This is a genomic window from Sphingobium sp. JAI105 (assembly GCF_015752145.1).
Taxonomy (GTDB): Bacteria; Pseudomonadota; Alphaproteobacteria; order Sphingomonadales; family Sphingomonadaceae; genus Sphingobium; species Sphingobium xenophagum.
In genome coordinates, this window is record NZ_JADOUC010000002.1 from 175,455 (window position 1) to 200,790 (window position 25,336).

23 protein-coding genes are annotated in these 25,336 nt (G+C 59.6%); 5 read left to right on the plus strand and 18 right to left on the minus strand.

The genetic code is table 11. The annotated features are described in order from the left end of the window. Positions 1-89: 89 nt before the first annotated feature. Entirely contained in the window at positions 90-2,789 is a 2,700-nt protein-coding gene (locus tag IWY39_RS18310; RefSeq protein WP_107126008.1) for a hybrid sensor histidine kinase/response regulator, read from the minus strand. Between the two features lie 383 nt (positions 2,790-3,172). Between IWY39_RS18310 and IWY39_RS18315 the strand changes: the two genes are divergently transcribed. Further along, complete coding sequence (locus IWY39_RS18315) at positions 3,173-3,352, plus strand: hypothetical protein (RefSeq protein ID WP_107126007.1); 180 nt, start codon at positions 3,173-3,175, stop codon at positions 3,350-3,352. Positions 3,353-3,410: 58 nt separating this feature from the next. On the opposite strand, the gene IWY39_RS18320 is transcribed toward IWY39_RS18315, so the two are convergent. The 14 genes from IWY39_RS18320 to IWY39_RS18385 form a co-directional block, all read right to left on the minus strand. Further along, a complete protein-coding gene (locus IWY39_RS18320) occupies positions 3,411-3,911 on the minus strand; it encodes a DUF1543 domain-containing protein (protein WP_107126006.1) in 501 nt (166 codons plus the stop codon). Then, positions 3,908-5,617, minus strand: a complete 1,710-nt coding sequence (locus IWY39_RS18325) for an FAD/NAD(P)-binding protein (protein WP_229380754.1) — start codon at positions 5,615-5,617, stop codon at positions 3,908-3,910. The genes IWY39_RS18320 and IWY39_RS18325 overlap by 4 nt, the downstream gene beginning before the upstream one ends. Positions 5,618-6,007: 390 nt before the next feature. After that, the gene (locus tag IWY39_RS18330) at positions 6,008-7,222 is read right to left on the minus strand and encodes a DUF1624 domain-containing protein (RefSeq protein WP_107126004.1); all 1,215 of its coding nucleotides are present in this window, start codon (positions 7,220-7,222) and stop codon (positions 6,008-6,010) included. 23 nt (positions 7,223-7,245) lie between these two features. Beyond that, positions 7,246-7,863 (minus strand): hypothetical protein, encoded by a 618-nt coding sequence (locus tag IWY39_RS18335; RefSeq protein WP_181316833.1) that lies wholly within the window; start codon positions 7,861-7,863, stop codon positions 7,246-7,248. A 1-nt stretch (position 7,864) separates the two neighbouring features. Further along, entirely contained in the window at positions 7,865-8,593 is a 729-nt protein-coding gene (locus tag IWY39_RS18340) for a HupE/UreJ family protein (RefSeq protein ID WP_107126002.1), read from the minus strand. Between the two features lie 10 nt (positions 8,594-8,603). Continuing rightward, positions 8,604-8,984, minus strand: coding sequence for a hypothetical protein (locus IWY39_RS18345; protein ID WP_107126001.1), 381 nt, complete (start codon positions 8,982-8,984; stop codon positions 8,604-8,606). A 32-nt stretch (positions 8,985-9,016) separates the two neighbouring features. Beyond that, positions 9,017-9,760 carry a DUF4198 domain-containing protein gene (locus IWY39_RS18350; RefSeq protein ID WP_107126000.1) on the minus strand — a complete coding sequence of 248 codons (744 nt, stop codon included), beginning with the start codon at positions 9,758-9,760 and terminating at the stop codon, positions 9,017-9,019. Between the two features lie 17 nt (positions 9,761-9,777). Next, the gene (locus IWY39_RS18355; RefSeq protein ID WP_145169849.1) at positions 9,778-10,251 is read right to left on the minus strand and encodes a hypothetical protein; all 474 of its coding nucleotides are present in this window, start codon (positions 10,249-10,251) and stop codon (positions 9,778-9,780) included. Positions 10,252-10,437: 186 nt separating this feature from the next. Further along, positions 10,438-13,665: an efflux RND transporter permease subunit gene (locus IWY39_RS18360; RefSeq protein WP_107125998.1), complete on the minus strand. Its 3,228-nt coding sequence runs from the start codon at positions 13,663-13,665 to the stop codon at positions 10,438-10,440. Next, on the minus strand, positions 13,662-14,819 hold the full coding sequence (locus tag IWY39_RS18365; RefSeq protein WP_107125997.1) for an efflux RND transporter periplasmic adaptor subunit: 1,158 nt from the start codon (positions 14,817-14,819) through the stop codon (positions 13,662-13,664). Before IWY39_RS18365 ends, IWY39_RS18360 begins: the two co-directional genes overlap by 4 nt. Continuing rightward, complete coding sequence (locus IWY39_RS18370) at positions 14,816-16,084, minus strand: TolC family protein (RefSeq protein ID WP_107125996.1); 1,269 nt, start codon at positions 16,082-16,084, stop codon at positions 14,816-14,818. The genes IWY39_RS18365 and IWY39_RS18370 overlap by 4 nt, the downstream gene beginning before the upstream one ends. Positions 16,085-16,139: 55 nt before the next feature. Then, entirely contained in the window at positions 16,140-16,535 is a 396-nt protein-coding gene (locus IWY39_RS18375; RefSeq protein ID WP_107125995.1) for a hypothetical protein, read from the minus strand. Positions 16,536-16,602: 67 nt separating this feature from the next. Then, a complete protein-coding gene (locus IWY39_RS18380) occupies positions 16,603-17,739 on the minus strand; it encodes an MFS transporter (protein ID WP_107125994.1) in 1,137 nt (378 codons plus the stop codon). Between the two features lie 70 nt (positions 17,740-17,809). Then, positions 17,810-18,883 (minus strand): IS5 family transposase, encoded by a 1,074-nt coding sequence (locus tag IWY39_RS18385; protein ID WP_107125142.1) that lies wholly within the window; start codon positions 18,881-18,883, stop codon positions 17,810-17,812. 636 nt (positions 18,884-19,519) lie between these two features. Here IWY39_RS18385 and IWY39_RS18390 point away from each other — a divergent pair. The 3 genes from IWY39_RS18390 to IWY39_RS18400 all read left to right on the plus strand — a co-directional run bounded on the left by IWY39_RS18390 (position 19,520) and on the right by IWY39_RS18400 (position 22,234). Then, on the plus strand, positions 19,520-20,032 hold the full coding sequence (locus tag IWY39_RS18390) for a hemerythrin domain-containing protein (protein WP_107125143.1): 513 nt from the start codon (positions 19,520-19,522) through the stop codon (positions 20,030-20,032). Positions 20,033-20,855: 823 nt separating this feature from the next. Beyond that, entirely contained in the window at positions 20,856-21,302 is a 447-nt protein-coding gene (locus IWY39_RS18395) for a hypothetical protein (RefSeq protein ID WP_107125158.1), read from the plus strand. Further along, positions 21,299-22,234 (plus strand): cation transporter, encoded by a 936-nt coding sequence (locus IWY39_RS18400; protein WP_107125144.1) that lies wholly within the window; start codon positions 21,299-21,301, stop codon positions 22,232-22,234. Before IWY39_RS18395 ends, IWY39_RS18400 begins: the two co-directional genes overlap by 4 nt. Here IWY39_RS18400 and IWY39_RS18405 read toward each other — a convergent pair. Then, on the minus strand, positions 22,231-23,178 hold the full coding sequence (locus tag IWY39_RS18405) for a cation diffusion facilitator family transporter (protein WP_107125145.1): 948 nt from the start codon (positions 23,176-23,178) through the stop codon (positions 22,231-22,233). The genes IWY39_RS18400 and IWY39_RS18405 overlap by 4 nt on opposite strands. Before the next feature lie 5 nt (positions 23,179-23,183). After that, positions 23,184-23,792 (minus strand): flavodoxin family protein, encoded by a 609-nt coding sequence (locus IWY39_RS18410; protein WP_107125146.1) that lies wholly within the window; start codon positions 23,790-23,792, stop codon positions 23,184-23,186. 118 nt (positions 23,793-23,910) lie between these two features. On the opposite strand from IWY39_RS18410, the gene IWY39_RS18415 reads away from it, so the two are divergent. Then, positions 23,911-24,762, plus strand: a complete 852-nt coding sequence (locus tag IWY39_RS18415) for a glucose 1-dehydrogenase (protein WP_107126399.1) — start codon at positions 23,911-23,913, stop codon at positions 24,760-24,762. A 177-nt stretch (positions 24,763-24,939) separates the two neighbouring features. On the opposite strand, the gene IWY39_RS18420 is transcribed toward IWY39_RS18415, so the two are convergent. After that, positions 24,940-25,197: a TfoX/Sxy family protein gene (locus tag IWY39_RS18420; protein WP_107126400.1), complete on the minus strand. Its 258-nt coding sequence runs from the start codon at positions 25,195-25,197 to the stop codon at positions 24,940-24,942. Positions 25,198-25,336: the final 139 nt, after the last annotated feature.

A 25,336-nucleotide genomic window follows, 5' to 3' on the forward strand; every position in this document is an offset into this window, starting at 1 on the left:
GCTAACGGCGGGACGATGTCGCTGGTTCCGCCAACGGCAAAAAGTCCGGTTCAAAAATGAAAAGCCGGAAGACGCGCTAAGGTGGCCGCTTAAGGATCAGAGTGGCCGGTCGCTGATCGGCTGCCTAGTTTGTCACCTTCGTCAATCATCTCACGAACCTTGCTGACGATGGTCTCGATTCCGAAGGGTTTGGTGATCACGTGCATATCATGCTCCAGCAATCCGTTGCCGATGACGGCATTTTCCGCATAGCCAGTGATGAACAAAATCTTGAGTTTGGGACGTCCCACTCGGCCGGCATCTGCTACCTGACGGCCATTCATTCCGCCGGGCAAGCCCACATCCGTGATGAGAAGGTCGATGCGCAGATCCGACTGAAGCACCTTTAGGCCGCTGGGACCATCTGCGGCTTCAATGACGTGATATCCCCCGTCGGTAAGGACATCGACGATCAGCGAGCGAACGGAAGCCTCGTCATCGATGACCAGCACGGTCTCCCCGTGCCCCCCAGCGTCACGCTGCGTCGGCCGCAACTCCTGTTCGATCTCAATTGCCGGTCCCATATGCCTTGGAAGGTAGAGGCACATGGTCGTGCCTGCGCCGACCTCCGAATAAATCCTCACCTGCCCTCCCGATTGCCGCACGAAGCCATAGATCATTGAGAGACCAAGACCGGTGCCTTCGCCCAGAGGCTTGGTCGTGAAGAACGGATCAAAGGCGCGGGCGATCACGTCGGGCGTCATGCCTGTTCCGGTGTCACTCACGCATAGCGACACATATTGACCAGGGGGTAGCTCGCGTTCGCGGGCCATGCGGTTGTCTAGCCACTTATTGGCTGTTTCGATCGTCAATCGTCCGCCATCCGGCATCGCGTCTCGCGCATTGATGCAAAGGTTCAAAAGCGCATTTTCAAGCTGGTAGCGATCGACCAACGTCATCCACAAACCGCCCGATCCAACCACTTCGATCTCTATGGAGGGCCCGACAGTACGGCGTATGAGGTCTTCCAAACCAGAAATTAGCCGGTTTATATTGACGGCTGTGGGATCCAGCGTCTGTCGGCGGGAAAAGGCGAGCAGTCGCTGCGTCAACGCGGCAGCCCGCTTTGCCGCGCCCTGCGCGGTTTCGAGATGGCGACCGATAGCCTCCAGACGACCCTGGGAAATACGCAGTTCCAGCAATTCCAGATTTCCGAGAACCCCGGCCAGCAGATTGTTGAAATCATGCGCGATGCCACCGGTTAACTGCCCCACCGCCTCCATCTTCTGGCTTTGGCGCAACGCCTCCTCGGTCGCTGCAAGGGCATTGGCCGCTTCGGTTTCGGCGGTGATATCGCGGCCGAACAGATAGAGCATCCCGGCTTCTGGAACGGTAGTCCAAGCGAAGCGTCGGTGACTGCCATCCTTTGCGCGAAAAACGCTTTGTGACTCGACTACAGCAGCGTTGGATTCGGAGAGTTTCGCCAACCGCTGCTGCGCGGCTTCTTGCTCCTGCGCTACAAACTCCAAGATATTGCGGCCGACTGTATCAGCTTCGCTCCACCCCAGCGTGTTCGTCCAAGATGGATTGACGGCATTGATAATGCCTTGGGTCGTCGCCACCACCTTGACGATCGGCGAGAGCGCCCAGATCCGCTCCCGGTCGCGGGCGAGTTGGCGCTCCCGGGTTATATCGCGCGCCACGGCGTGGATGCGGCCCGCGTCCGGCACAGCGTTCCAGTCGAGCAATCGATAGCTGCCGTCCTGGCAGCGATAGCGGTTCTCGAACAAAAGGGTCGTAACGCCCTGAGCCAGCTTTTCGACTTCCTTGGCTGTGGCAGATAAATCGTCGGGATGGACGAAATCGGCCAGGACCTGTCCAACCATTTCATCCTCTTGCCACCCCAGGAGCCGGGTCGCGGATGGGTTCACCAAGCGAATGACGCCATCAAAGTCGCAAACCAGCATCAGGTCCTGGCTAAGCGACCACAGACGATCGCGGTCCCGTCGCTGGGCAGACACGGCATCGATGGTGGCAAGCGACCCCGCTATCTGCGCGGCAATAAGGTTGGCGAAATCACGAGTTGCTTCGTCGAGCAGGCGGTAGGGATTCAATCCCAGAACAAGTGCACCGACGGCTTGCGCTTCGCCAGGCTGCTCGATAGCTACGATCAACGCATCGCGCGGCGGTATCTCCCACGGTCCGGTCGGCAACTTCGACAAAGCGCCACCCAGCGTTTCTACGGCCTGTTTTCCGCCTCTTTGAATCGCGACGACTGGCCAATCCGCATCGTCTCCAGTGCCGGGATCAAGGCTTTCAGGCAAGTCGAACAGCTGTAGGTTCGCGAACGGAAAGTCCCGGCTCTCGCTGCCAAAATGGCCTTGCACTGCTTCGATCACGTCAGACCGACTTTTTGATCGGAGCAACGCGGCGGCCAGATCATTCAATTGTTTGATGCGCCGTTCACTTATAACCCTGTCCGTCTCCTCGCGAACGACGCACATCAGGCCTTCGACAGCACCCCCGCGACCCATCAGAGGACTGTAAGAGAATGTATGATACGTCTCTTCGGGATAGCCGTTGCGCTCAAGGAGCAGAAGCAACTGTTCGTCCCAGGTCGCAACCCCATCTTGCATGACTGAGACGATGCGATCCTTGACGTCCTCAAAGACCTCCTTCCATACCTGCGCCATGGGCCGACCCAGCGCTCTGGGATGTTTGGAGCCCAAGGTGGGAATATAGGCGTCATTGTAGAAGAAGGTGAGGTCTTCTCCCCAGCCAAGCCACATCTCAAACCGAGACAGGAGCATGAGCCGTAGCGACGCCTTGAGTTCTTCGGACCATCGATCAGGCGGACCTAAGTTGGATGCGTTCCAATCATGCGCTCGCATGATTGCACTCATTTTGGAATCGCCAGGGAAAATGTCACGCCAGTCGTTTGTCACATTCCCCCCTTAAAACTGTTTGGCCAGACTTACGCCGAAGCCGTAATGATTTTAATAGCCCTGGGTTCCGTCGCAGCGTTCGCGCTGCGACACAGGGCGGTAAGGACAGGCCTGCTCAAAACAGCGGTTTTTCTTCAAATCATCGGCGAAAATTTAATGTAAAATTCCTGCGTGTCACGTTCCAATCAATCAAGGGAACACTGACTAACTCGGCTCGTTATCAAAGCAGTGTCACATAGGAGAGACTGATGAGCATCGAAGGAAAAGCAAAAGAAGCAGCTGGCTACATCAAGGAAGAGGCGTTCGAGCACGGCAAATCAGCCGAAAGCCAAAAGAAGGCACAGGAAGGGCGCGATCTGCGTAATGAGGGCCGGATAGAAGATGGCAAAGCGCCAAAGACTTCTGAACCAGGCACAGAAGCGAAGTAGTCTCTCATTTCTGCTGAACGATACGCCGCCCTCCTCAGGGCGGCGTTTTCGTGTTCACTTACTTTATCGGAGTGTAACGGCAGGCAAATTTCGGGGGGCGCGCCGTTTGCGTGGCGATCAGGTGGATGTGAAGTTTTTCGCCAATAACTTCATTGAGAGCGAACGCCTTCTCAGCCACATATAGATCATCGCGATGGCCTTCTTTCCACGCTGGGATCGTTGCCATCGCTCGCGCCTTGGCCTGGGTCACATTTTCGGCCACAACGAACATGTTTCGATGCTGTTCTGCAAAGTCAACCGGGTCGTAACCACCTAGATTGACGAAAAAGAGCCGTTCGCGCCCCTTATATGGGTCAGGCCGCAGTTCAACGTCATAACCGTCCGCATGGTCGATCTCGGCCCAACAATCGATATGCAGCGTGCCGGGCGTGCCCCACCATTGGCGACGAAGCGCATCATGCGTCGCTTTCAAGGATGGTGCCACTATGAACCGTACATCATGAATTTCTATGTGAGCGGCAGGATGTTCGCCGCCGATGTAGATTGCGAACAGTTTCATGCCGCGTCAGCCCGAACAGGGGCAGCAACCATGCGAGCCAGTTCTTCACCCACTATACCGCCCATCTCGTGCGAACTGGTGATCCCCTGAACAAAGGGATGGCGACCCAGGATGAAGGGAAGGCTGAGACAGAATAGCCGTTGCGCGCGCGGATCGGGAGATGTTGGGTGGAATGTCTCATCCACAGAGATGCCCTTGGTGGCGCCCGCGTCTGCATTTTGCGCGTCCAGAACGATTCGTTGTTCAAGAAGCGCAGGAAATGGGAAATCGTCGGCTTCGAGCGGGCGTTGGCCAGTCGCATCGATGAACACGTTATAGTGGCGCCGCTTTCCGTTAATGACGACGTTGACGCCGGGATCTACCCCATGCGTCTCCACGCGATAGTCGTTTCCAAGCGCCAGCACATCAAGATGGCCTGCGCGATGCAGAGCGAGGAGTCGCTGGATGGAGAGATGGGGAACGCTCGCATATTCATCGACGAAGGCAGGCTTCAAATGCTTGCCGAACGATTCCAGTGCCTCTTCGTCAAGATGCGGGATGATCAGCGCCAGGACCTCGTGCATCCGTAGGATCGCGTAGCGCCAAGGCACGGTGATTTCTTGGTCGAAATTTGCCTGCGCCTCCCGCAGATTCGTGGCGGCCCATTCAAACGGATCAGCGTCCGCACGGTCGGCGAAGAAGCGCTCCGCGAAATCTTCCAAGGCCAGATCGGCCAGCCCGACATGATCGGCATATGCAGGATCGGTGTGCGCCAGTTCCTGCTTGAAAAGCGCATAGGCCTGCTCAAGAAGATCCTCGGGCTGAGCCTCGATCAACGTTGCGATCGCTTCATGCGTACAAAAGGCCAGCGGCTCATAGGGTATCGGATGGTAGAAATCCGCTTCAGGCAACAGCCCCTTGCGCGACATCATCGTCATCGCAAGTCCTTCCGAACCTGCCCCGATCCGATATTCAACGCTACCATCCGCACCATCTATGAATGCGCCATGCGCAGTGGCCAGGGCGACGACGGCGTCGATCGCCGTGAGAGAGCTGCCGCGAATGCCAACATTGACGGCGTTGATGCGCTTAAGGGCCGAAGCTGGCCAAGGGCTGAGAAAATAGCCAGGCCGCGCCTCAGGCTCCTCCGGCCACTGATGGCCAGTCGCCATGACGACGAAGTCGAAACGATTGTCGGCTATGTGCTCGTCCTCCCCTTCAATCTCCAATTGAACGCCGTTGCCCTGGACCGACATATCCAGAACGCGGCGGCCAGTTCGAATATCGACGATGAACCCCTTACCACGCGCCTCGTCCACCAGCATGTCGAACTGGTCAAGGAAGTATCGCCCCAGTGCAACGCGCGGATAGAAAGCGCGGTCATCAACGTCATTGGGGTCAATTCCCACGCTGATGAGGCGCTTGCGGCTTTGACGGTTGAGCCAGGAAAGAAGCGTCTCGCACAGCGGCGGGATTTCGACGCTCGCAATGTTCGAGAGCATGGCCGGATCGTTCCATCCCGGACGATATGGCGTACCAAGACCGGCCCGCGCCTGTTGCTCGAAGATGGTGATCCTCCCGGGGCGGGTTGCATGCTCAACAAACGCCTTGAGCGTATAGAGGGTGGTCGGTCCGGCACCGACAAAGGCAATGGAGGCGGTCATTCGGCTATGAATGCGTAGATGCCGGAGTGGTGCCATCTCAGAGCACGGCACATCAAATATCATCTCGCCGCCGGTGACGTAGTTGTCCTACATACCGTGGACCACCGCCAATCGAGAACACCGCTAGACCTTGGGGCCGACGGAGAATGAGCCTTTTTGCGATTTCCTTGTCAGCGCTGAATCTCCGAGGCTTTTTGACATCTGTTTTTGTCGAGAGTTGTCGTGCGCAGCAGCGCCGATGAACGCCGACTTAGCCACTATGCATCGTCCGGCGCTTGGCAAAACCGACCCAAATAAGACGCTTGGCGGCCAAATTTCTCATCTCGGTAGCAGACCGTCCGCAATTCCATTTGTAAACGGGCAAACTGCTGCGAAGACGGACTGGCAGCTGCTCCGTTTCACGCTGCAACGATGCTGCCTCCTGGATCACATTGAACCAGCGGTATCTCGCAATCAAAGATATTTCAGCCACCAGATATCCTTGCGGCGCTGCTTGAGCCGGGCGAACCATCTCGTCGGAAAATAGAGAACCGGGATCAATATAAACACCCAGATCCATACCCACCTCAGATTATCCACACCGAACACGGCGCCCTTCGTCGGGCCGTAAAGCAGCATCGCGATATTGTAGAGCAGCTTGAGCGTGTAGAGATGGAGGATGTAGTAGAACATCGGTGCGCCGCCCAGCATGGCGAGCGTTGGCATCACCTTGCTATCCACGAACTTCTCGCACAGCGCCAGCAACAAGCATCCGGTGCCCACGGTCAGCATCAGGAAGAGCAGCGATGGCGGATATTTGGTGAGCGCGAGGAAGCTCATGACGGTTCGCAACGGCGTGTCCGCAATGAACCAGGGCTTGTCGCCATAGAAATTAAGCGTGCGGATGAGCAGGAAGCCGACAAGCAGGCCCAGGCCCAGCATAGCCAGCCGCTTGATCCTTGGCTTGGGATCGGTGCCCCGCGCGAACCACGGACCGCAGGCATAGCCTAACAGGATGATGCCGATCCAGGGCAGCACCGGATATGTTGTCTTGAACAGGATCCCGGCGATCTCGAACTTGTCGCGCTGGTGGAGCATCGCCCATGGAATGAAGAAGGGCGAATCCGGGCTCAGACGAATCGGATCGAGCAGATTGTGAAGGCAGACGATCGCCAACCCCAGAGCGAACTGCGCAGGGCGCGGCAGATGGAGCAGCGCCGCCAGCGCAATCATGCTGATGCCGATCGTATAGATCACCTGGAACCAGATAGTGGGCGGCGGGAATGTGTTGGCCTGTGTCGGCCAAGCGTAGCAGACGATCGTGAATTCCAGGAAGATCAGGAAAAGCCCGCGCTTCAGCAGGAACTCAGACACCTGGGCCCGACTATGCGACTGGCCATAGAGCCATGCCGAAAGGCCGGTCAGCGCGACGAAAGTCGGCGCGCAGAAGGTGGAGAGCAGGCGGGTGAAGAACAGGCCCGGATCGGTTATATTCGCGTCAACGGGATCCGTGACCTGCAAATGCAGGAACCATGTTTCGCGGACATGATCGACCAGCATGAACAGCATCACCAAACCGCGCAGCGCGTCGATGGCGATCAACCGCGTGCGCGCCTTTGCAGCGACGACCGGCGATGTTATGCCGGGGTTTAGGGCTGTAAGGGGCGCCTGGCCCGCAATGCTGTTCATCTGATTATCCCTCGCCTGGCTCTTCACTCACCCTTGGGCAGGAAGAGATCCTTGTAGAAGCCGACCGTCTTGACGGTGACGGTGATCGGCGTTTCGCCCTTGTTGCGGAAATACCAGCCGTGCGTGCCATCGAAGGGCGCAGTGAAGTCGCCCTGACCGCCGATGAGTTCGAGTTCCTTCCAATAGTCAGTGAAGGAGCCGTCGGTGACGCCGGTTTTTTCGCCGTGCATTTCGGCCTTCACCGGACCACCTGTCGACTTCCACTGGAAGATGAAGCTGTCACCCTTGACCATGTGCGCCTTCACCTCTTGCACGCTATGGGGCGCTAGCGTGATGGTCATCTCGTCCTGTCGCCATGCGGCCGACTTGGCGATGGTCGCCTTAGTCGGGATCGCGATGTCGCTTGGGGCAGCAGCTTCCGACGCCGGCGCGGGGGCTGTTTCGGCCGCTTCACCGGCGACCATGCCGTTCAGGCCAAGCGCCGTGCCGACGCCGGTGGGATCGATGCCATATTCGGCCGGCAGCACGAACAAAGTGAGAATAGCAACGGCCGCGATGGCCGCGCCGCCGGTCGCCTTGGCAAGCGTGGAAGGCGAGGGCTTGATCGAGGTCGGAAGTGCGGAAGCAGTTTGCATGGTCATGTCAGGCATCCTGGGTAAAGTAGCCGGCCAACTGGAAGCCGATGAGGACGAAGCCGGCGGTCATGAGCGCGGCGTTGGCGACGATGGCCGTTCGGTTGAAACTGGACGACATGCGCCACAGGTTCATCAGCAGGAGGATCACGGTCAGCGCCATGAACTGACCCATCTCAACGCCCACGTTGAAGCTGATGAGGTTGGGGATCAGCCCGTCCTCGGCCAGCGTCAGTTCCTGGATCTTGGTGGCTAGGCCAAAGCCATGGAAGAAACCAAAGATCAGCACCGCCGCCTTGGGATTAGGGGATACGCCGAACCAGGTCTTGAACCCGTCCAGATTGTCGATCGCCTTGTAGACCACTGACAGGCCGATGATCGCGTCGATGATGTAGGGGTTGGCGCGGATATCGAAGATGACGCCCAGCAACAGCGTACTGCTGTGCCCGATCGCGAACAGCGTCACATAAGCGCCCACATCTTTGAGCCGATAGAGGAAGAAGATGACCCCGGCCAGGAATAGCAGATGGTCGTAGCCGGTGACCATGTGCTTGGCCCCCAGATACATATAGGGGATGATGTTGACGCCTGACGCACCTTCGATGAAGGCCTTGTCATTCTCGTTGACGCCATGCGCCCAGAGCGTTGAGCTCAGGAACGCGAAAGCCAAGCCCACAAGCAGCAGCACGATCCGCCGCAATATCTGGGGTTGGCGCGGAAACCGGATCGCGCTGTGCATGTCGGCGCCTTTACTTGGTCTGGAACGTCGCGAAGATTTTTGCGCCGCTCTTGTCGACCAGGGCCACAACGAGTTTCGCGCCCTTGGCCGCCTTGAAGCCGGCAGCAGTCAGCTTGTTGCCCCCGGCAGCCTTGAGCGCCGCTTCGGTCTTGGCGCTCCCTACCGTCTGGGTTAGCTTGGCGGTGTAACCGGCGGCAGGCACCGGCTCATCTTCTTCGCTCAGATAGACATCGACACCCTTGGGGCCGGTCACCAGTTCGATCAGGGTTTCACCCGACATCTGTACGAGGCCGCCATGTTGCGGCTTCATGCTGCCATGCGCGAAGGCGGAAGAGGGAAGCGCGGCAAGCGCCAGGGCAGCAAGCCCCGCGCGGAAAAGATCGATCTTCATAATACATGTCTCCAATGGATTGGCCGAAAGACTTATTCGGGCAGGTGTGGAAGGACGAAGGACAGCGAGGCGCGATATTCCTCATGATCCACCTTCTTGTCAGTCGTCTGGCCGACGTAGATCGCCATCAGCACGTTGATACCCTGATTGCGCAGCTTGATCGTGGCGGTGCCATCAGCGCCGGTCTTGGCCGGGGCGACTTCGTCGGGATCGTTGACATAATCCTGCATGACGGTGGCGCCAGCGGCAGGCTTGCCCTTGTAATAGACGCGCACCTTCATCGGCTCGCCCATCTTCTGGGGGATGGCAAGGTCGGCGGGAACGAGCTGGAGCATGTGCCTTTCGAACAGCGGCACCGGCTTGGTCGGCATTTGCGTCAGATGGACCGCATATTTGAAATTATGCTCGGCAAGCGTCGCGTTGGGGACTTCGTCGCGACCCTTGTTATGCCACTCGCCGTCCGGGGTCTTGCTCCAATAGCCATAGTCCATGATGGCCGCGACGGCCGCGACCGGTTCGTCGCTATCGACGACCGGGATCGCACCGGCGGCGCGAAGAGAGGTGGTGACGGGTGCCCAATCGCTGTCATAGCCGGTGACCGTCTTGACCAATGGCAAGCGCTTGACGGCGTCCAGATCGTCGGCGCCAACGCCATAGACCAGCGCCAGTTGGCGCGCCCGCTGCGCGAACCAGATGCCGTGCGCGCCGACCGGCGCGGTTGCGGCCAGCAACGTGCTTACGCCCAGTGCAACGGATAATGTTCGAACCAGTCTCATACGAGTCTCCAACCTGTTCAATTTTCCAATTCTTCAGCCATCATGCGGCACAAGGCCAAGTGACCACTAAAATGCGTTAGGTCATATTGGTAATGATGCGCGACTTTGAGGGCGTCTCCGCACGATTTTTCAAATGCCTCAGAAGCAGAACGCCCCGGATATTTCTTATTGATCTTCTCCCATAGTCTCGCATTTGTTCGGTCTGCATATGCACCACATTGCCCCCTGACTGCGTCCCGGTGCAGGCCGTAATAATAGCGAAGGCTATGCTGCGGGCCTCGTCGCTCGCGCGCATGACCTTCGCCGGCCGTCTTCCAGCATGCCGCAAAGACGCGCCGAGCATGCGTTGTCGATCCAACAACGGGAGCAGCTTTCTCCTGTATCCCGCCGCAACCGCTGACCATGAGCCCAGCGATCAATAGTCCTGCGGCTTGCAAACCGGGGCCATTGCGCCGCTGGTCACGTTGCGTTTCCATCTCGCGTGCAACCATTGTCTTGGCTCCCCAAATTCGTATCGACATTGAGAGGCGTAGGATGTGGTTTGAATGGCATTTCGCGGAATAATCCTCCGAATTCCTCGAATATTCCGTATCAAATCGAATGTTTTCGGCGTTCGCTCACAGGCTTTGTAAAAGACATGGAATCGGGCGTTACAGGCGTCCGATTCCAGATCATGTTCACGGCTCAAGCGGCTGCGAACGGGCCTTTTTCCGAGAACTTCGCCACCTTGCCGCGAGCGCCGTTATTGCGGGAAGCACCAGCAATGTGAGCGCGGTCGAGGTGATAAGTCCGCCGATGACCACTGTCGCCAAGGGCCGCTGAACCTCCGCCCCCGTGCCGGTGGCGAGCGCCATCGGCAAAAAGCCTAGACTGGCGACCAACGCCGTCATCAGGACCGGCCGGACACGCTCCATTGCCCCCCCGATAATGGCGTCATCCTCGCTTGCGCCATCTTCGCGATGCTTGCCGATGGCGCTCATCATGACCAGGCCATTCAGCACCGCAACGCCGGACAGCGCGATGAAGCCGACCGCTGCCGTGATGGAGAAGGGGATGCCGCGCAGCAGAAGTGCGAACACCCCGCCCGCCAGCGCCATCGGCACCGCGCTGAACACGATCGCCGCCGGAATGAAGCCGTCCAGCGCGATATAGAGCAGCGCATAGATGGCGAGGAAGCAGATCGGCACGACCAGCATCAATCGCAAACGCGCCGACTGAAGGCTTTCGAACGTCCCGCCCCATTCGGTATACATGCCCGACGAAAGTTGCATCTGCCCGATCGCACTTTGGGCTTCCTCGACAAAACCGCCAAGATCGCGACCCCGGACATTGACCTGAACGACCACCATGCGTTTGCCGTTTTCCCGGCTGATCTGGTTCAGGCCTTGTGTGTAGCTGAACCGGGCCACCTCCCTTAGCGGAATGGAGCCTGCCACCTGACCATCGGCCGCAGGCAGCATGACCGGGATCGATCCCAGCGTTTCGACATCGTCCCGCTGCGCATCGGGCAAGCGCACCACCACTGCGAAGCGGCGATCCCCCTCGAACAACAGCCCCGCTTCCCGGCCGCCCAGCGCGGCGGAGACAGTGTTGGCCACTTCCTCCACCGAGAGGCCGTAACGTGCCGCAGCCTGCCGATCTATCTTGACGTCGAACGTCGGCGCGCCGTCGGTCTGTTCGGCGCTGACATCGCCTGCGCCCGGAATATTGCGTAGTACGCCAGCGATGCGGCGAGCCTGCTGGCTCATCGCCTCCAGATCGTCACCATAGAGTTTGACCGCGACGTCGGCGCGCACGCCGGCGATCAGTTCGTTGAACCGCATCTGGATGGGTTGCTGGATCTCCGTCCGGTTGCCGATGAGCGGCTTCATGCGCTCTTCGATACGTCGCAGGATATCTTCCTTCGACGTCACCTCGGCCGGCCATTCGCTTTCCGGCTTGGGAATGACATAGGTGTCCGACGAGTTTGGTGGCATCGGATCAGTGCCAAGGTCGGCATTGCCGTTCTTGGAAAATACCAGTTCCACTTCGGGCAGCGTCTTGAGCGCATTCTCGATCTGAAGCTGCATTTGCGTCGATTGGTCGATCGAGGCCGATGGCACCCGGAAATTGGTGACCGTGATGTCCTTCTCGTCGAGCTGGGGCATGAACTCCTCTCCCAGCAGGCCGAATGTCAGAACGGCAACGAAGAAGATGCCCGCACCGGCCGCGACGAACGGCACCGGCCTCGTCACTGCCTTTTCGAGGAGCGGCGCATATTTCTCCTTGAACCAGCGGATCGGCCTGACTTCGGTTTCACTGACCTTGCCGCTGACGACGATCGCGATCATCGCAGGCACGAAAGTGATCGACAGGACGAAGGCCGATGCAAGCGCCAGCATCAAGGTTGTCGCCATGGGCGCGAAGGTCTTGCCCTCCACCCCCTGGAAGGTCAGCAACGGCACGAAGACGAGGAAGATGATGAGCTGACCAAAGACGGTAGGCCGGACCATTTCCTTGGCCGCATCGATCGTTTCGCTCATCCTCTCGTCCAGCGTCAGCAGGCGACCTTCATGCTCCTGTCGCTCGGCCAGACGACGCAGCGCATTTTCCACGATGATGACCGCGCCATCGACGATCAGCCCAAAGTCGAGAGCGCCGAGGCTCATCAGATTGCCCGATACGCCCAAGGCGTTCATGCCGGATGCCGTCATCAACATGGTGATCGGGATCACTGCAGCCGTGATCAGCGCCGCGCGGATATTGCCGAGCAGCAGAAACAGTATGACGATGACCAGAAGCGCGCCTTCGATCAGATTCTTTTCGACGGTGGCGATGGTGGCGTTGACCAGCTTGGACCGGTTATAGACCGGCTCGGCAAAGACATCCGGCGGCAGCGATTTGTTGATGTCGACCAGCTTGTCGGCGACGCGAGTAGCCACGACCCGGCTATTTTCGCCGACCAGCATCAAGATGGTGGAAATGACCGCTTCGGACCCCATGCGACTGCCCGACCCGGTGCGCACTGCGCCGCCGATCACGACATCGCCGACATCGCGCACCCGCACCGGAACGCCTGCCCGGGTGGCGACGACCGCGTCCTGAATATCCTCGATCGACTTCAGCCGCGCGTCGGCGCGGACGAGGAAACTTTCCCCGGCGCGGCGCACATAGTTGGAGCCAGCGGACACATTCGCCCGCTCCAAGGCGTCTGCCAGTTCGGTAATCGACAGGCCATAGGTGGCAAGCGCGTTCAGCTTGGGCTCGACCAGATATTGCTTCACATAACCGCCGTTGGAATCGACGCCGGCAACGCCCAGGACATTGCGCATTTGCGGGCGAATGATCCAGTCCTGCACCGTGCGCAGATAGGCCGCCTTGGCCAGTTCGGTCGTCAGCCGCTCGCCTTCGGGCGTGAGATAGCTGCCGTCCGATTGCCAGCCCGCTTTTCCATCTATGGTCTTTACGCCTTTGCCGTCGGGATGGCGGAAGGCGACCGAGTAGAAGAAGATTTCGCCAAGACCGGTACTGAGGGGCGCGAGGTTGGGCTGGACGCCGTCGGGCAGGCTATCCTTGGCCTGGGCCAGGCGCTCTGTGACCTGCTGACGGGCGAAATAGACGTCGGTGCTGTCGGTGAACACCGCCGTGACCTGACTGAAACCGTTGCGCGAGAAGGACCGCGTCATCTCAAGGCCGGGAATGCCGGCCAAGGCCGTTTCGACAGGAAAAGTGACCTGCTTCTCGACGTCGACCGGCCCCAGCGAGGGCACGAATGTACTGATCTGCACCTGTCGATTTGTGACGTCTGGCACGGCATCGATCGGCAGCTTGGTGATCTGCCATCCGCCAAAGGCCACGACAAGCAGCGTGAGAAACGCCACCAGCCATCGCATCCTGACGGACAGGCTGAGGATGCGCCCGATCATTCTGCGGTTTCCTTCTCAAGTTCGGCCTTGAGCAGGAAGGCATTAGTCGTGGCGATCGGCGTCCCCGCCTTCAGGCCCGCGGTGATCGACACGATGCCGCCGCTGCGACTGCCGATCTGGATCGTCTGCGCTCTGAACCCGGATCGGGTGCGGACGAAGACAACATCATGGTCGCCGACCGTCTGCACGGCGTCCTGCGGCACGGTGACCCCGCCGCCAAGGACGCCGACGTCGCCCGTGGCGAAGATGCGCGCCTGCACCAACTGACCCGGCGCGACCATGCTTGCACCACTACCGGGCGTGATGATGATGGTGGCTTGCCGCGTCTGGGCATCGACGACCCCGGTGGCCGATCGGACCCGACCTTCAAGCGTGCGGCCATCATTGGTCGCCAGTTCAACCCGATCGCCTGCCTTTACGCGGCCAGCATCGCTGGGCGGGACGCTTGCTTCGATCTGGATGCGCCGCGGATCGGCAACCCTGAACAATTCCGTCTCTGCCTGCACATAGGCCCCAAGGCTGGCAGGGGCCGACGTGATCGTGCCGGACACGGCGCTGACCACGGCGACGGATCGCCCGTCGCCGGTGACGCGCGCCGCACGCGCTGCGGCCTCTGCCTGGCGCGCCTCGGCTTGGGCAACAGCAAGATTGGCCTGTGCGGTTTCGAAGTCCGCACGCGGTGAAACGCCCTGGTTGAGCAGGGTTCGTTCGCGGGCGAGTTGACGGGACGCCAGCGTCACCCGTGCGGAAGCGGTTCCCCTGTCCGCCGCAATGGTCGATGCGTCCCGGCTTTCGACCAGGGTAATCGTCTCCCCCGCCTGGACGCTATCGCCGATCCGCTTGAAGATGCGCGTTATGGTGCCGGGCGCCCTTGCGGTCAGCACGGCTTCCGCATCGGGGGTCGCCTCTACCCTCGCGCTGGACATTATGATGCCAGACAGCGCCGTACCCGCTGTGGGCGCGACAGTGATGGCAGACATCCTGATCCCTGCCGCATCGATATCGACGGTATCGGCTGAAGCCTCAGGCGCTGCCGACTGGGTCTGCACGACCGGGGCGTCGGGCGCGGTCATGCGCGCCAGCCCGAAGCCTGCAAGAGCGGCAAGGATAAGTCCGACCGCGGCGCCGGCATAAAGTCTGTTGTCAGGCGTCATTGGATCGGATCTCCGGTAATGGTGCTGCCCGTGAGACGGGCAAGGCGCGCGCGCGCTTCGAAGGCGGCAAGGCGCGCGTCGAGGACGCCGCCACGCGTGATCGCAAGGCCATGGCGCGCGGCGAGCAGTTCAATGATCGACGACTTGCCCGCTTCATAGGCGATGCGGGCCAGTCGATAGGTCTCGTCGGCGGTCGCCTGCGCGCCCAGCGCGGCGGTCACACGCGCCGTGGCGGCATGGAGTTGGGCAGCCGACGCCTGCGCTTCCGCCCGCGCATCATTCTGCGCCATGGCAAGCTTCGCCTGTGCGGCGTCGGCTTCCGCGCGGGAGGCCGCTATGTTGCCGCGATTGCGATCGAAGATCGGGAGCGGCAAGGACAGGCTGCCCAGCAGCGCCGTGGCATTATCATATTCGAGGCGACGAACGCCGATGCTGGCGGTGACGTCCGGCACGGCCTGCCGTTGCTCGGCTTTCAGGCGACGATCAGCGGCTTCGCGCTCCGCCTGCGCGGCCAGATAATAAGGGCTGGCAAGAGGATCGACCGGTCCGACGGCCGGTGTCTTTGCTCCCAAGTCCAGCACGGACTGGGCCAGGCTCGCAAACGGGGTTTGCGAGCCCGTCAGCGCGGATAGGCGGGCAAAGGCCGCGATGCGATTGGCGTTCGCAAGGTCCAGCGCGGCCTTGGCTTCGTTGAGTGAGGTTTCTGCCTGGAGCGCCCGAAGCCTGGCTTCCTTGCCGGCATCGACGAGCGCCCTTGCGGCGCCCAGATCGGCCTCGCCCTCTTCGACCTCATCCTGGGCAAGTGCGATCCGGCTGTCTGCGGCTTCGGCCGCCGCGTAGGCCAGGGCCAGATCATAGGCATAGGCCGCGCGGGCGTCCTGATCGCGCGCCTTCGACGCAGTCACGCCCGCCTCGCCAGCCTCGATCCGGGCGCCACGTTTGCCCCCCAGTTCCAGCGTGTGATTATATTGCAGCGTCGTTTCGGCGCGATCGAAGCCACGATAGGGCGAGGACCCGGTGACATTCTCCGTCATCAGACTGACGCTGGGATTGGGCCGCGCCCTCGCTTGTTCCGACCAGCCTTCGGCGCGCCGGATTTCGGCCTCGCTGAGCGCAAGGCGCGGCGCGTCACCGCTCTGCCGCAATAGCGTTGCATAGGGCGGCGCGACCTGCGCGCACGCCGTCCCGGCAACCGCCAGAAGGCAGGTCGCCACGACCACGCCGGACACCGCGCAATGCGGCAGCCGGCCTCTAAAGGCTTTCATCAAATATTCCCCTGAACGAATGCGTAAAAACGGGCGCGACGAAACGCGCTCGCGATTAGATTCGTGGGGGGCGAAGCAAGGATTGCGGCCTGACCGACCCGATGTCATCGACCGGGACCACGCCCCAGGACATCGCCGACGAAATCATGGCCTGCGCGACGACAGGCGTCGCAGGCACGGCAATGGTTTGAGCAACCACATGGGCGGCGACATGGACAAGGTCGGAGAAATCGTCCTGATCCGAAGGTGCGTGGTCATCCACGTCGTCATGGTCATGATGGTCGATACCGACGCTTACCGTCTGCGCAGAGGCATGAACATGCGGCAAGGCATCGTGCCAGGTCGACAATATGATCATGCCAAGCAGCGCCAGCACTCCCAGAAGCGCGAAGCTGCGCCTTGGGTTGTGGGGCGTTGCAAAAGCACGCTGCCGGATTGGCACGACCGTCATGCGGCAAGGAGTATAGGCAGCGCAGGCAGTTCACAAGATGCTGCGGCGGTCAGACGATATTTTCCCTTCATTGGCGGGGCCAATCCTGATGCAAGTCGTCGATAATGAACATATGGTGGCGATCATCGCCATGCTGCTCTCGGACATGGGGATGATCCCGCTCAAGTTCGGGATGATCGTGCGCGACAATGTCCGGATCGGTGGCAGGCCACAGGAAAACGGCTAATCCTGTTCCGACACTGGCGATCACCGCCATCATGAGGAAGGCGACACCCTGTCCCACATTGGCGCCAAGCTGCCCGACCAGGGGATAGCATAATAGCCAGCAGCAATGGCTCAGGGCAAATTGCGCGGCGAACAATGCAGGGCGGTCGCTGGCCGTGGCCGATCGCTTGAGCAGTCGACCCGATGGGGTGATGCTCATCGCATAGGCAATGCCAAGCATGAACCATCCGCCCAGGATGACCCACCGGAAGCCCGGCGCAGCACCATACCAGACAGTCGCAACGGCCAGCAATGCGAGCAGCGACGCCATCGCCGTCCCTGCGCTCAACATGATGGTGCGATCCTCGATCCGATCGAGCAGTCGGGGTAATGTCAGTGCCGCCAGAATAGACCCCGCGCCATAGGCGGCGAGGGTCAGCGCCACATCGCTTTGGGTAAGACCCAGCCTGTCACGCACGATGACGATCGTGTTGACAATGACCATGGAACTGGCCGCCGCCGATGCCAGCGTGAGGGCAAGCAACCCGCGCAAACGCGGGGTCTTGAGATAGATGCGTGTGCCGCGCGTGGTCCTGGCGTAGATATCGCGCTGTCCTGGCCCGGCGATTGCCACCTTGGGTAGGACGGTCGTGGCGACAAGTATCGCCGATCCAAGGAAACCGATCGCCGTTCCCGAGAACAGCCAGTGGAAATTGATCACCGAGAGCAGCGCAGCGGCAAGGATCGGACTGGTCAGGCTTTCCATGTCGTAGGCGAGCCGCGACAGGGACAGCGCACGAGTATAGTCGCGTTCCTCGGGCAGGACATCGGGAATGGTCGCCTGGAAGGTCGGGGTGAAAGCCGCCGATGCCGATTGCAGGACGAAGATCAGAATATAGATCTGCCACGTCTGATCGACGAACGGTAGGCAGCTGGACACCCGCAAAAACCGGCTAAATGAAGGGAGGGTTGCGCTGATGGCGCAATGACCAAGGTGCAGCGTGCTTTACTTGGCCCTTTTGGTCATCGGATGGGCCATTTTACGGGCGTCTACGGGTTTCAGGGCAGACTCATGCTGTGACGGCACGTCGTTCGTGGAAGATCAGGCGGTCGAAGTTGTAGGCGAGATTGGCCAAAGTGAGTTTCGCCTCAGCGCGCTTGATGCCGATGGTACGGATGAACAGCCCGAACCGGTTTTTCTGATGCGCAAACACATGCTCGACCCTGGCCCGGATCGCAGACTTTGCCGCATTGGCGCGAGCGGTGGCCTTGGGCATCGGCTTTCCCTTTGGCTTGCGACGGTGGATGCGACTGGTCAGCATGCGATCAGCCAGCCATGTTTCGTTGGCCTTGGAGCGGTATGCTGTGTCGGCCCAGACCTCGCTGCTGCTATTTTCCGCGATCACATGGCGCAACATGCGCCCATCGGCATGGGCCGCCGAAGTGACCTCACCGGCACGAATGAACCCATAGCGGCGATCTATGCTGATATGGCTTTTATAGCCGAATACCGGCAAGGCGATCATCGGTAGCGGCTTACCATCCTTGTAGCGGACCTTCCCGCCGATCTTGAGTGTCCAGCGCGCATCTGTGTCCTTCTGTGCCGCCTTGGCCGGGTCGTCGGGCCAGATATCCTGTGCCGATTTGCCATCCTTGATGGCCTGCCGCTCATCATCGGTATTGCGCTGCTTGGGCGCGGGCACCAGGCTGGCATCAATGATCTGGCCGGACATGGGGATGTAGCCCTTCTTGTGCAGTTGCCAGTCGAAGGCCTTCATCACCCGTTTGAGCGTTCCGGTTTCCGTCATCCGGTTGCGAAAATGTCGGATGGTGCTTTCGTCGGGGGTGCGATCGCCGAGTGCAAAACCCAGAAACCGCATCCAACTCAGCCGGTCGCGGATCATATACTCCATCCGCGCATCCGACAGATTGTGCTGGGCCTGCAAAATCAGGATCTTGAACATGGCGACAGGATCAAACGGCGGACGGCCACCCTTGCCCCCATCGCCATAACCCAGCCCCTCGACCAGCCAGTCCCGAAAATACTCAAAATCTACCGTCCGTTCCAGCATCTCAAGCGGATCACCGTGACGGCTCAGCATCTCAAGGTGGTCGTTCAGACTGAAAAGGGACTTCGGATCCATCACAGATCGCCTCCAATGGCTACCCGCTCAATGAATCATCAATGCACCAAATCCGCCAGAGTTTTTGCGGGTGTCCAGCTCTCGCGTCCGTTACGATAGTAGCAAGGGGGGAGTATCGGCTTGACCGTATCAACTCGGCTCGCAAGCGCTGCCCCTGCACAGCGGATTTCGCTGGATTGCCTGTCTGATCAGTGGACGTCTTCATCCGGTGCTTTCACGAAAATGCCAGCTGCTTGTAGCCTTACCGGTCAATAGTCTGGAGAGGCAAGGGCATTGCGATCTGAACAGGAGCCTGACGGACAGCCCGCGCATTTGAAAATGCGCATTGCACATCGTGAACAGCACAGCCATGATATCCCCGGTCAATAGCAGATGGACGCTGCATGACAGCGTCCGGGCGAACTCGTCTCCCAATAAGCGCCAAATCCCTGGTAAGTCCGCGCCTGATCTTCCCGATTCCAGATCGATAGTCCGTGGAAGGCGCAGGGAAAGGTCTGCCTCAAATGGTGGTATCGACCCAATAGCGAGCGACACTGGGAATTATTGCTCGCAAGTGCATTGGGATAGGCCCTTGAGGGGGAACCAACGCGAAAGTGCGGAATTTTAAGGCTACTTCACATCCAATGGAGTAGGAAGATGGTAGAGCCACAGTTTACCGATGCGATCGCTTTGCTGAAAGCAGACCACCGAAAGGTCGAAGAGCTGTTCGAAAAGTTCGAGAAAGCCAGCACCACCAGCCGGAAGCAGGCCTTGGCTCAGGAAATCTGCGTTGAACTCAAGGTCCACACATTGATCGAGGAGGAAATCTTTTATCCCGCTTTCCGCGGTCTGATCGAGGATGATACGCTCGACGAGGCCTATGTCGAGCATGATGGCGCGAAGGTCCTGATCAACGATATCGAGGCTGGTTCGCCCAATGACGATTTCTATGACGCTAAGGTCAAGGTTCTTTCTGAAGAAATCAAACATCACGTCCATGAAGAGGAAATGCCATCGGAGGGCATGTTTGCCCAATGTCGCAAAACCGATGTCGATCTGGTCGCACTGCGCGATCAGATGGCCCACCGGAAGGCGGAGCTCCTTACCCTCGCCAAGACGTCAGGACTAGCTGCAGCTAAGCCGATCGCTGTCAATCTGGTGAGCGCATAGATGATCCCGTCTTACCCAGTGGACAGCTGATGTCGCTGGATTTTGACGCAAGCTAAGCGGGCGCTCCAACTGGTGAAGGGCGGCGGCGATAGGGTGACACGCGCCCCCGCCCCACAGCTTTGTCGTAGCGCAGCGGTCGGTGGCAAGGCGATCGACCGGAAACAGCAACGATGTTTCATGTCTGCGCTCATGTTCAGCGAGGCGGATCCTCATCGACCGCCTGGCCCCTGGTTTTTAACGCCAGGCGTCTTCTCGGCCGCATACCCGGGCTCTAGCTGCCCCCTCAAAACTACATGGCTCGAGGAGCGCTTATAAAGCTCGCGAGTTCAAGACATCGGTGCGATGCCGGGAAGAATGATTTTGCCTGCAACATCCAAGGCGCAGCAGGAGGTCGCGCGCGCGGCGCTCGCCGCCAGATGCGGCGGGTAGCCCAAATCGAAGCTGCGCGATGGGTCAAAACAGCAGGAGGAGGCGATGCGTGGAAAGCAATTTGAGAATTTTGTGAATGCCAACCGCAAAAGCGCTATCCAAAGACATGCTGAACCGCGGCAAGCGCAATGATCGCGGTTATGGACATCATCTCCACGACCTCATCGACAGTGACGCAAAGACACTTTTGCACTGTGAGGCATTATGTGCCAGCAACCGTCCGGAACGATGCTATGGCAAGGTCCGTCAATGACCTTGGCGCACATCGTATCGCCTTCCCATCTTCGGCAAGACGAGCCTTCAGCTATGACCGAGCGGGAGAGGCCGCCGGGCATCGACACGCCATCGATCCCTATGACCGCGACGGAACCATCTGGCAGAAGGAATGTGTCTGGTGAAGTTCGGGATCCTTACTACTTTCCTGCTGCTGGGGGCATGCGATGCATTGCCGCGCGATCCCGACGGCACGTTGCTGCGGGTCGCGCAAGAGCAGCGATTCACGGTCGCACTGGCAGAGCCCGCCGTCGGCAGGGCGCCGGAAGTCACCAAGCTTGTCCGTGAGATCGAGCGGAGAACCGGTGCACAGGCTCGATGGCTACCAGGATCGGAGGAAGCGATATTGCGGCAACTTGATGAGGGCACGATCGATCTCGTCATCGGCCGGTTCACGGCCGAGAGTCCCTGGGCGAGCGACGTGGCCTTTGGCCCGGAACTTGCGACAAGCGGGACCACGGACGCACCGCTCAAGCTCAGGGCAGCCATGCGCAATGGCGAGAATCGATGGATCATGACCGTAGAGCGCGCGAGCCGCGCAGTATCGCGGGAGGCGCGGGAAGAATGAGCGAAACGAGCCTGCCTGAAGAGCTGCGCGAAACAATGGCTCGCGCAATACGTCTCGAATATTGGAATATTTTCTGGACGCTCACGGTCATCGGGACGATGGGACTTGTGCTGGGGCAGAGCCAGACGATGAAGACCGCCTGGATCGAGGACTCCCTGGGCCTTGTGCCTCCCATCATGTTCCTGGTCGCCCCGCATATGGAGTGCAACGTCCAACGATCCCGGCGCTTCCCCTTCGGCTTCGAGCGGGTAAATGGTCTAGGCTTCTTTGTCGCGGCCGTTGCCCTGACGGCTGTCGGCGCGCTGCTGCTCTACAATGCGTTGATGGCGCTCGCCACGGCGGAACATGCGACTGTCGGATCGATCGTCATTCTGGGCCACGACATCTGGCTCGGGTGGCTGATGATCGCTGCGCAGATTTACTCGCTTATCCCGCCGCTCCTTATCGGGCGCAAGGAACTCCCGCTGGCGCGGGCGCTCAACGACAAGCTGCTCCATACCGACGCGCTCATGAACAAGGCCAACTGGCTCACCGGCGCGGCAGGGCTTGCCGGCATTGTTGGCCTTGGTCTTGGCTGGTGGTGGGCTGATGCGGTGGCGGCTGCCATCATTTCCCTCGATATACTCAATGATGGCATCAAGGCCCTGCGGTCCTCGACTGCTGAACTGGTTGACGGCGCCCCGCGGGCACTTTCGAGCGCTGAACTGTCGCAAGAGGCGCAAAATCTCTGTGACCGCCTTAAGGCGGAGTTTCCCGATGCCACCATTCGACTGCGGGAAACCGGTCGGCTGATCAGGGCCGAAGTCCATCATGCGTGCCCTCCCCCGCAACCCCGTCACCCGCGATATTACTGGCCTGACGATGAGGACAGAGCCTGGCGACTGGCGCAGGTCAGTTTCATCCCCCCTATGGGAGAGAATGGCAAATTTTAGGATGGCCGTGGCTGTCGCACTGCATCCCTTTGCTTCTCGGGTCTGATGTAGATGGAGGTGAGTTGCGGGATGCTGGCTTTCATTTCGCGCTCGATGTCTGAAATCAGGGCTTCAGCCCTTCCCATTGGCAGATCATCGTCAAAATCCGCGCTGATCGCAACGAACACGGCATTGGGAGCCGTGTGAATCGTGCGGACATGATTGACCGCGCTAATCTGCGACCGCTTGTCGAGGATCGTCCATATCGCCGATATCAGCGCTGGGTCGGCACTTTCCCCGATCAAAAGTTCCTTGGCTTCGCGCGCGAGAAGAATAGCCACCCCGGCCAGAATAACCCCTATCGCGATCGAAGCGATGCCATCAATCCGCGGGTCTCCATAGTAATGGCTGGACCACACGCCCAGACCTGCGATGGCAAGGCCGATCAACGCCGCGCTGTCCTCGAAAAGGACGATGAAACCTGCCGGGTCTTTGGATCGGCGGATCGATTGCCACCAGCTGCTTGCGCCGCGCTTTGCGTTGAACTCGCGTACCGCAATGGCCCAGCTTGTTCCCTCCAGCAGCATGGCGACCGCCAGCACAACATAATTGATCCTGGCGTCGCGCAGCGGTTCGGGTTCGGCGATGTGCCGCCAGCCTTCGTAGATCGACACACAGGCGCCGACCGCAAATATCAGGATCGCGACGACAAAAGCCCAGAAATAGAGTTCGCGGCCATAGCCAAAGGGATGCGTAGCGTCGGCAGGGCGTTTGGCCTTTGCCTGACCATAGAGGAGCAGGATTTGATTGCCGCTGTCAACGAGCGAGTGGACGCCTTCGGTGAGCATGGAGGAAGAGCCACTGATGGCGGCCGCCACGAATTTGGCGATGGCGATCCCGACATTGGCAAAGAGCGCCCCATACAGAACGATATTCTTACGGAGCGTGCCCGACAGGTCAGCCATGCTCCTCAGCCAGGATAAGGGCTGGTCGCGAGCAATCCCGCCAGATGCGCAGCATTTGCAGCGACCATGTCGGCGGTCTTCGTCACCACGGCCGGTGTCTTGTCCAGATCCTTGAAGTCGACAGACCCCATCGCTTCGCCAACCCAATAGCAGCTGCCAACGGCAGGGATCGTCCAGCCGACATCGTTCAAAGCCTGAAATAGCTGAGCGGAGGAGAAATGTGCCCCATCCTCATTGCCCACGATCGCTGCGACCGCGACTTTTCCATAGCTCGGCATCCGCCCTTTGTCGTCGGTTTCGGAAAGAAAGGCATCCATCCTCTCCAATACCCGCTTGGCCGTGCTGCTGATCTGGCCCATCCAGATCGGTCCCCCCAAGATCAATATGTCATGGGCGAGAATTTTCTTGCGAAGGGCTGGCCAGGCGTCGCCATCGCCTTCATCGGAGGTGACGCCGGGCTTGATATCGAACGCTGCAACCCGAACAGTTTCGCTCACGCTGACATCATGCCGCTTGAAGGCTTTTGCAAGCACCGCGATCATCGCATCGGTCGAGCTCTCTTCCTGGACATCCGCTTTGAGCGTGCAGTTGAGCGCGAGAGCTTTAAGGGTCATTGATCACCTCCATAGGGTCAGGAACAATGTCCGGGTGCGCGCCAAATGCGACCACCCGTTTGTCACGCAGAGAACTCCCGGGGCCCCAATGGGTTCTTGAAGCAAAGGAGATAATGCGATGAGCGACACCGTCCCAATGATCCACGAGGATGCCCTGCCCGGCCATGAGAGCAAGCTGACCCCAGAGCCGCAATGGCAACCTCGGTACAAGGGCTCGGACCGCCTCGCGGGGAAAGTCGCCATCATCACGGGTGCCGACAGCGGGATAGGACGGGCGGTCGCTGCGCTCTACGCCCGCGAAGGCGCTGACATCGCCATAGTCTATCTGCTCGAAGAGGATGACGCACAGGAAACAAAGCGCATCGTTGAAGCCGAGGGGCGCAAGGCTATCACGATCCGAGGTGATATCGGCGAGCGCGCCTTTGCAGACGAGATTGTCGCCCGCACAATCGAGGCGTTCGGCAAGATCGACGTCGTTGTGAACAATGCCGGCGAGCAACATCCTGACAAGGACATCACAGACATCAGCGAAGATCAGCTTCGCCGCACCTTCCAGACCAACATTTTTGGCATGTTCTTCCTGGTGCAGGCCGTACGTCCCCATCTGAAGGCTGGCGCGGCCATCGTGAACTGTACCAGCGTGACCACGTACCAGGGCAGCTCGGAATTATTGGACTATAGTGCGACCAAGGGCGCCATAACCGCCTTCACCCGGTCTCTGTCCGAAAATCTGGTGAGCGACGGGATACGGGTAAATGCCGTCGCGCCCGGGCCAATTTGGACTCCGCTCAACCCTTGCGGTGGCGCCAGCCCTGAAAAACTGGAGAATTTTGGCGAAGGAACACCGATGGGCCGCCCCGGCCAGCCCAATGAGGTCGCACCGGCCTTCCTGTTCCTCGCCTGCGAGGATGCCAGTTACATGTCAGGCCAGGTGTTGCATCCAAATGGCGGGACAATCGTGAATGGGTGAATTTTTAAATCCTATCCTTTCTGGACATTCAACGTTCCACCTGCACGTCTCCAGGACGAATATTCGTTTAGCGAACACGGGCCTTTGCCAGGCGTTGCATCAACCGGATTTGCGCTTGGCCCTGACCCTGGAAGCCGGCAATTCCTCTGATGTGATACGGACCATCTGGGCAAGCCATTAACGGTCTTCCCATTTTTCCGCGTCGATCAGGAGGCAGGGCTTTGCACCGGGATAGGGAGAGGCTTCTGCCGCACCTGAAGCCAATAACCGCCCGCCAACCGTGGGCTTGACGAATAGCTGGTCGTCGCAGACCAAAGCGATCATTTTCCCATCGCAGTAAATGCCGAATTCGCCAAACATCGCCTTGGCTGAGACGGTGCCGGCGCCTGCCATCTGCTCAACAAGGAATTCAACGGTTTTACGATCGGACGCCATAAGGCGATATCATCGGTCCTGATGAAAAGGTCGAGGGTCAATTGAAGCTGGTGGGGCACTCATCCGGGCTGGGCTGGGACGGGTATATTTAGCAGCGCATCCTCTCGCCGCTCGGCATGACGCACAGCGGCGACGATAA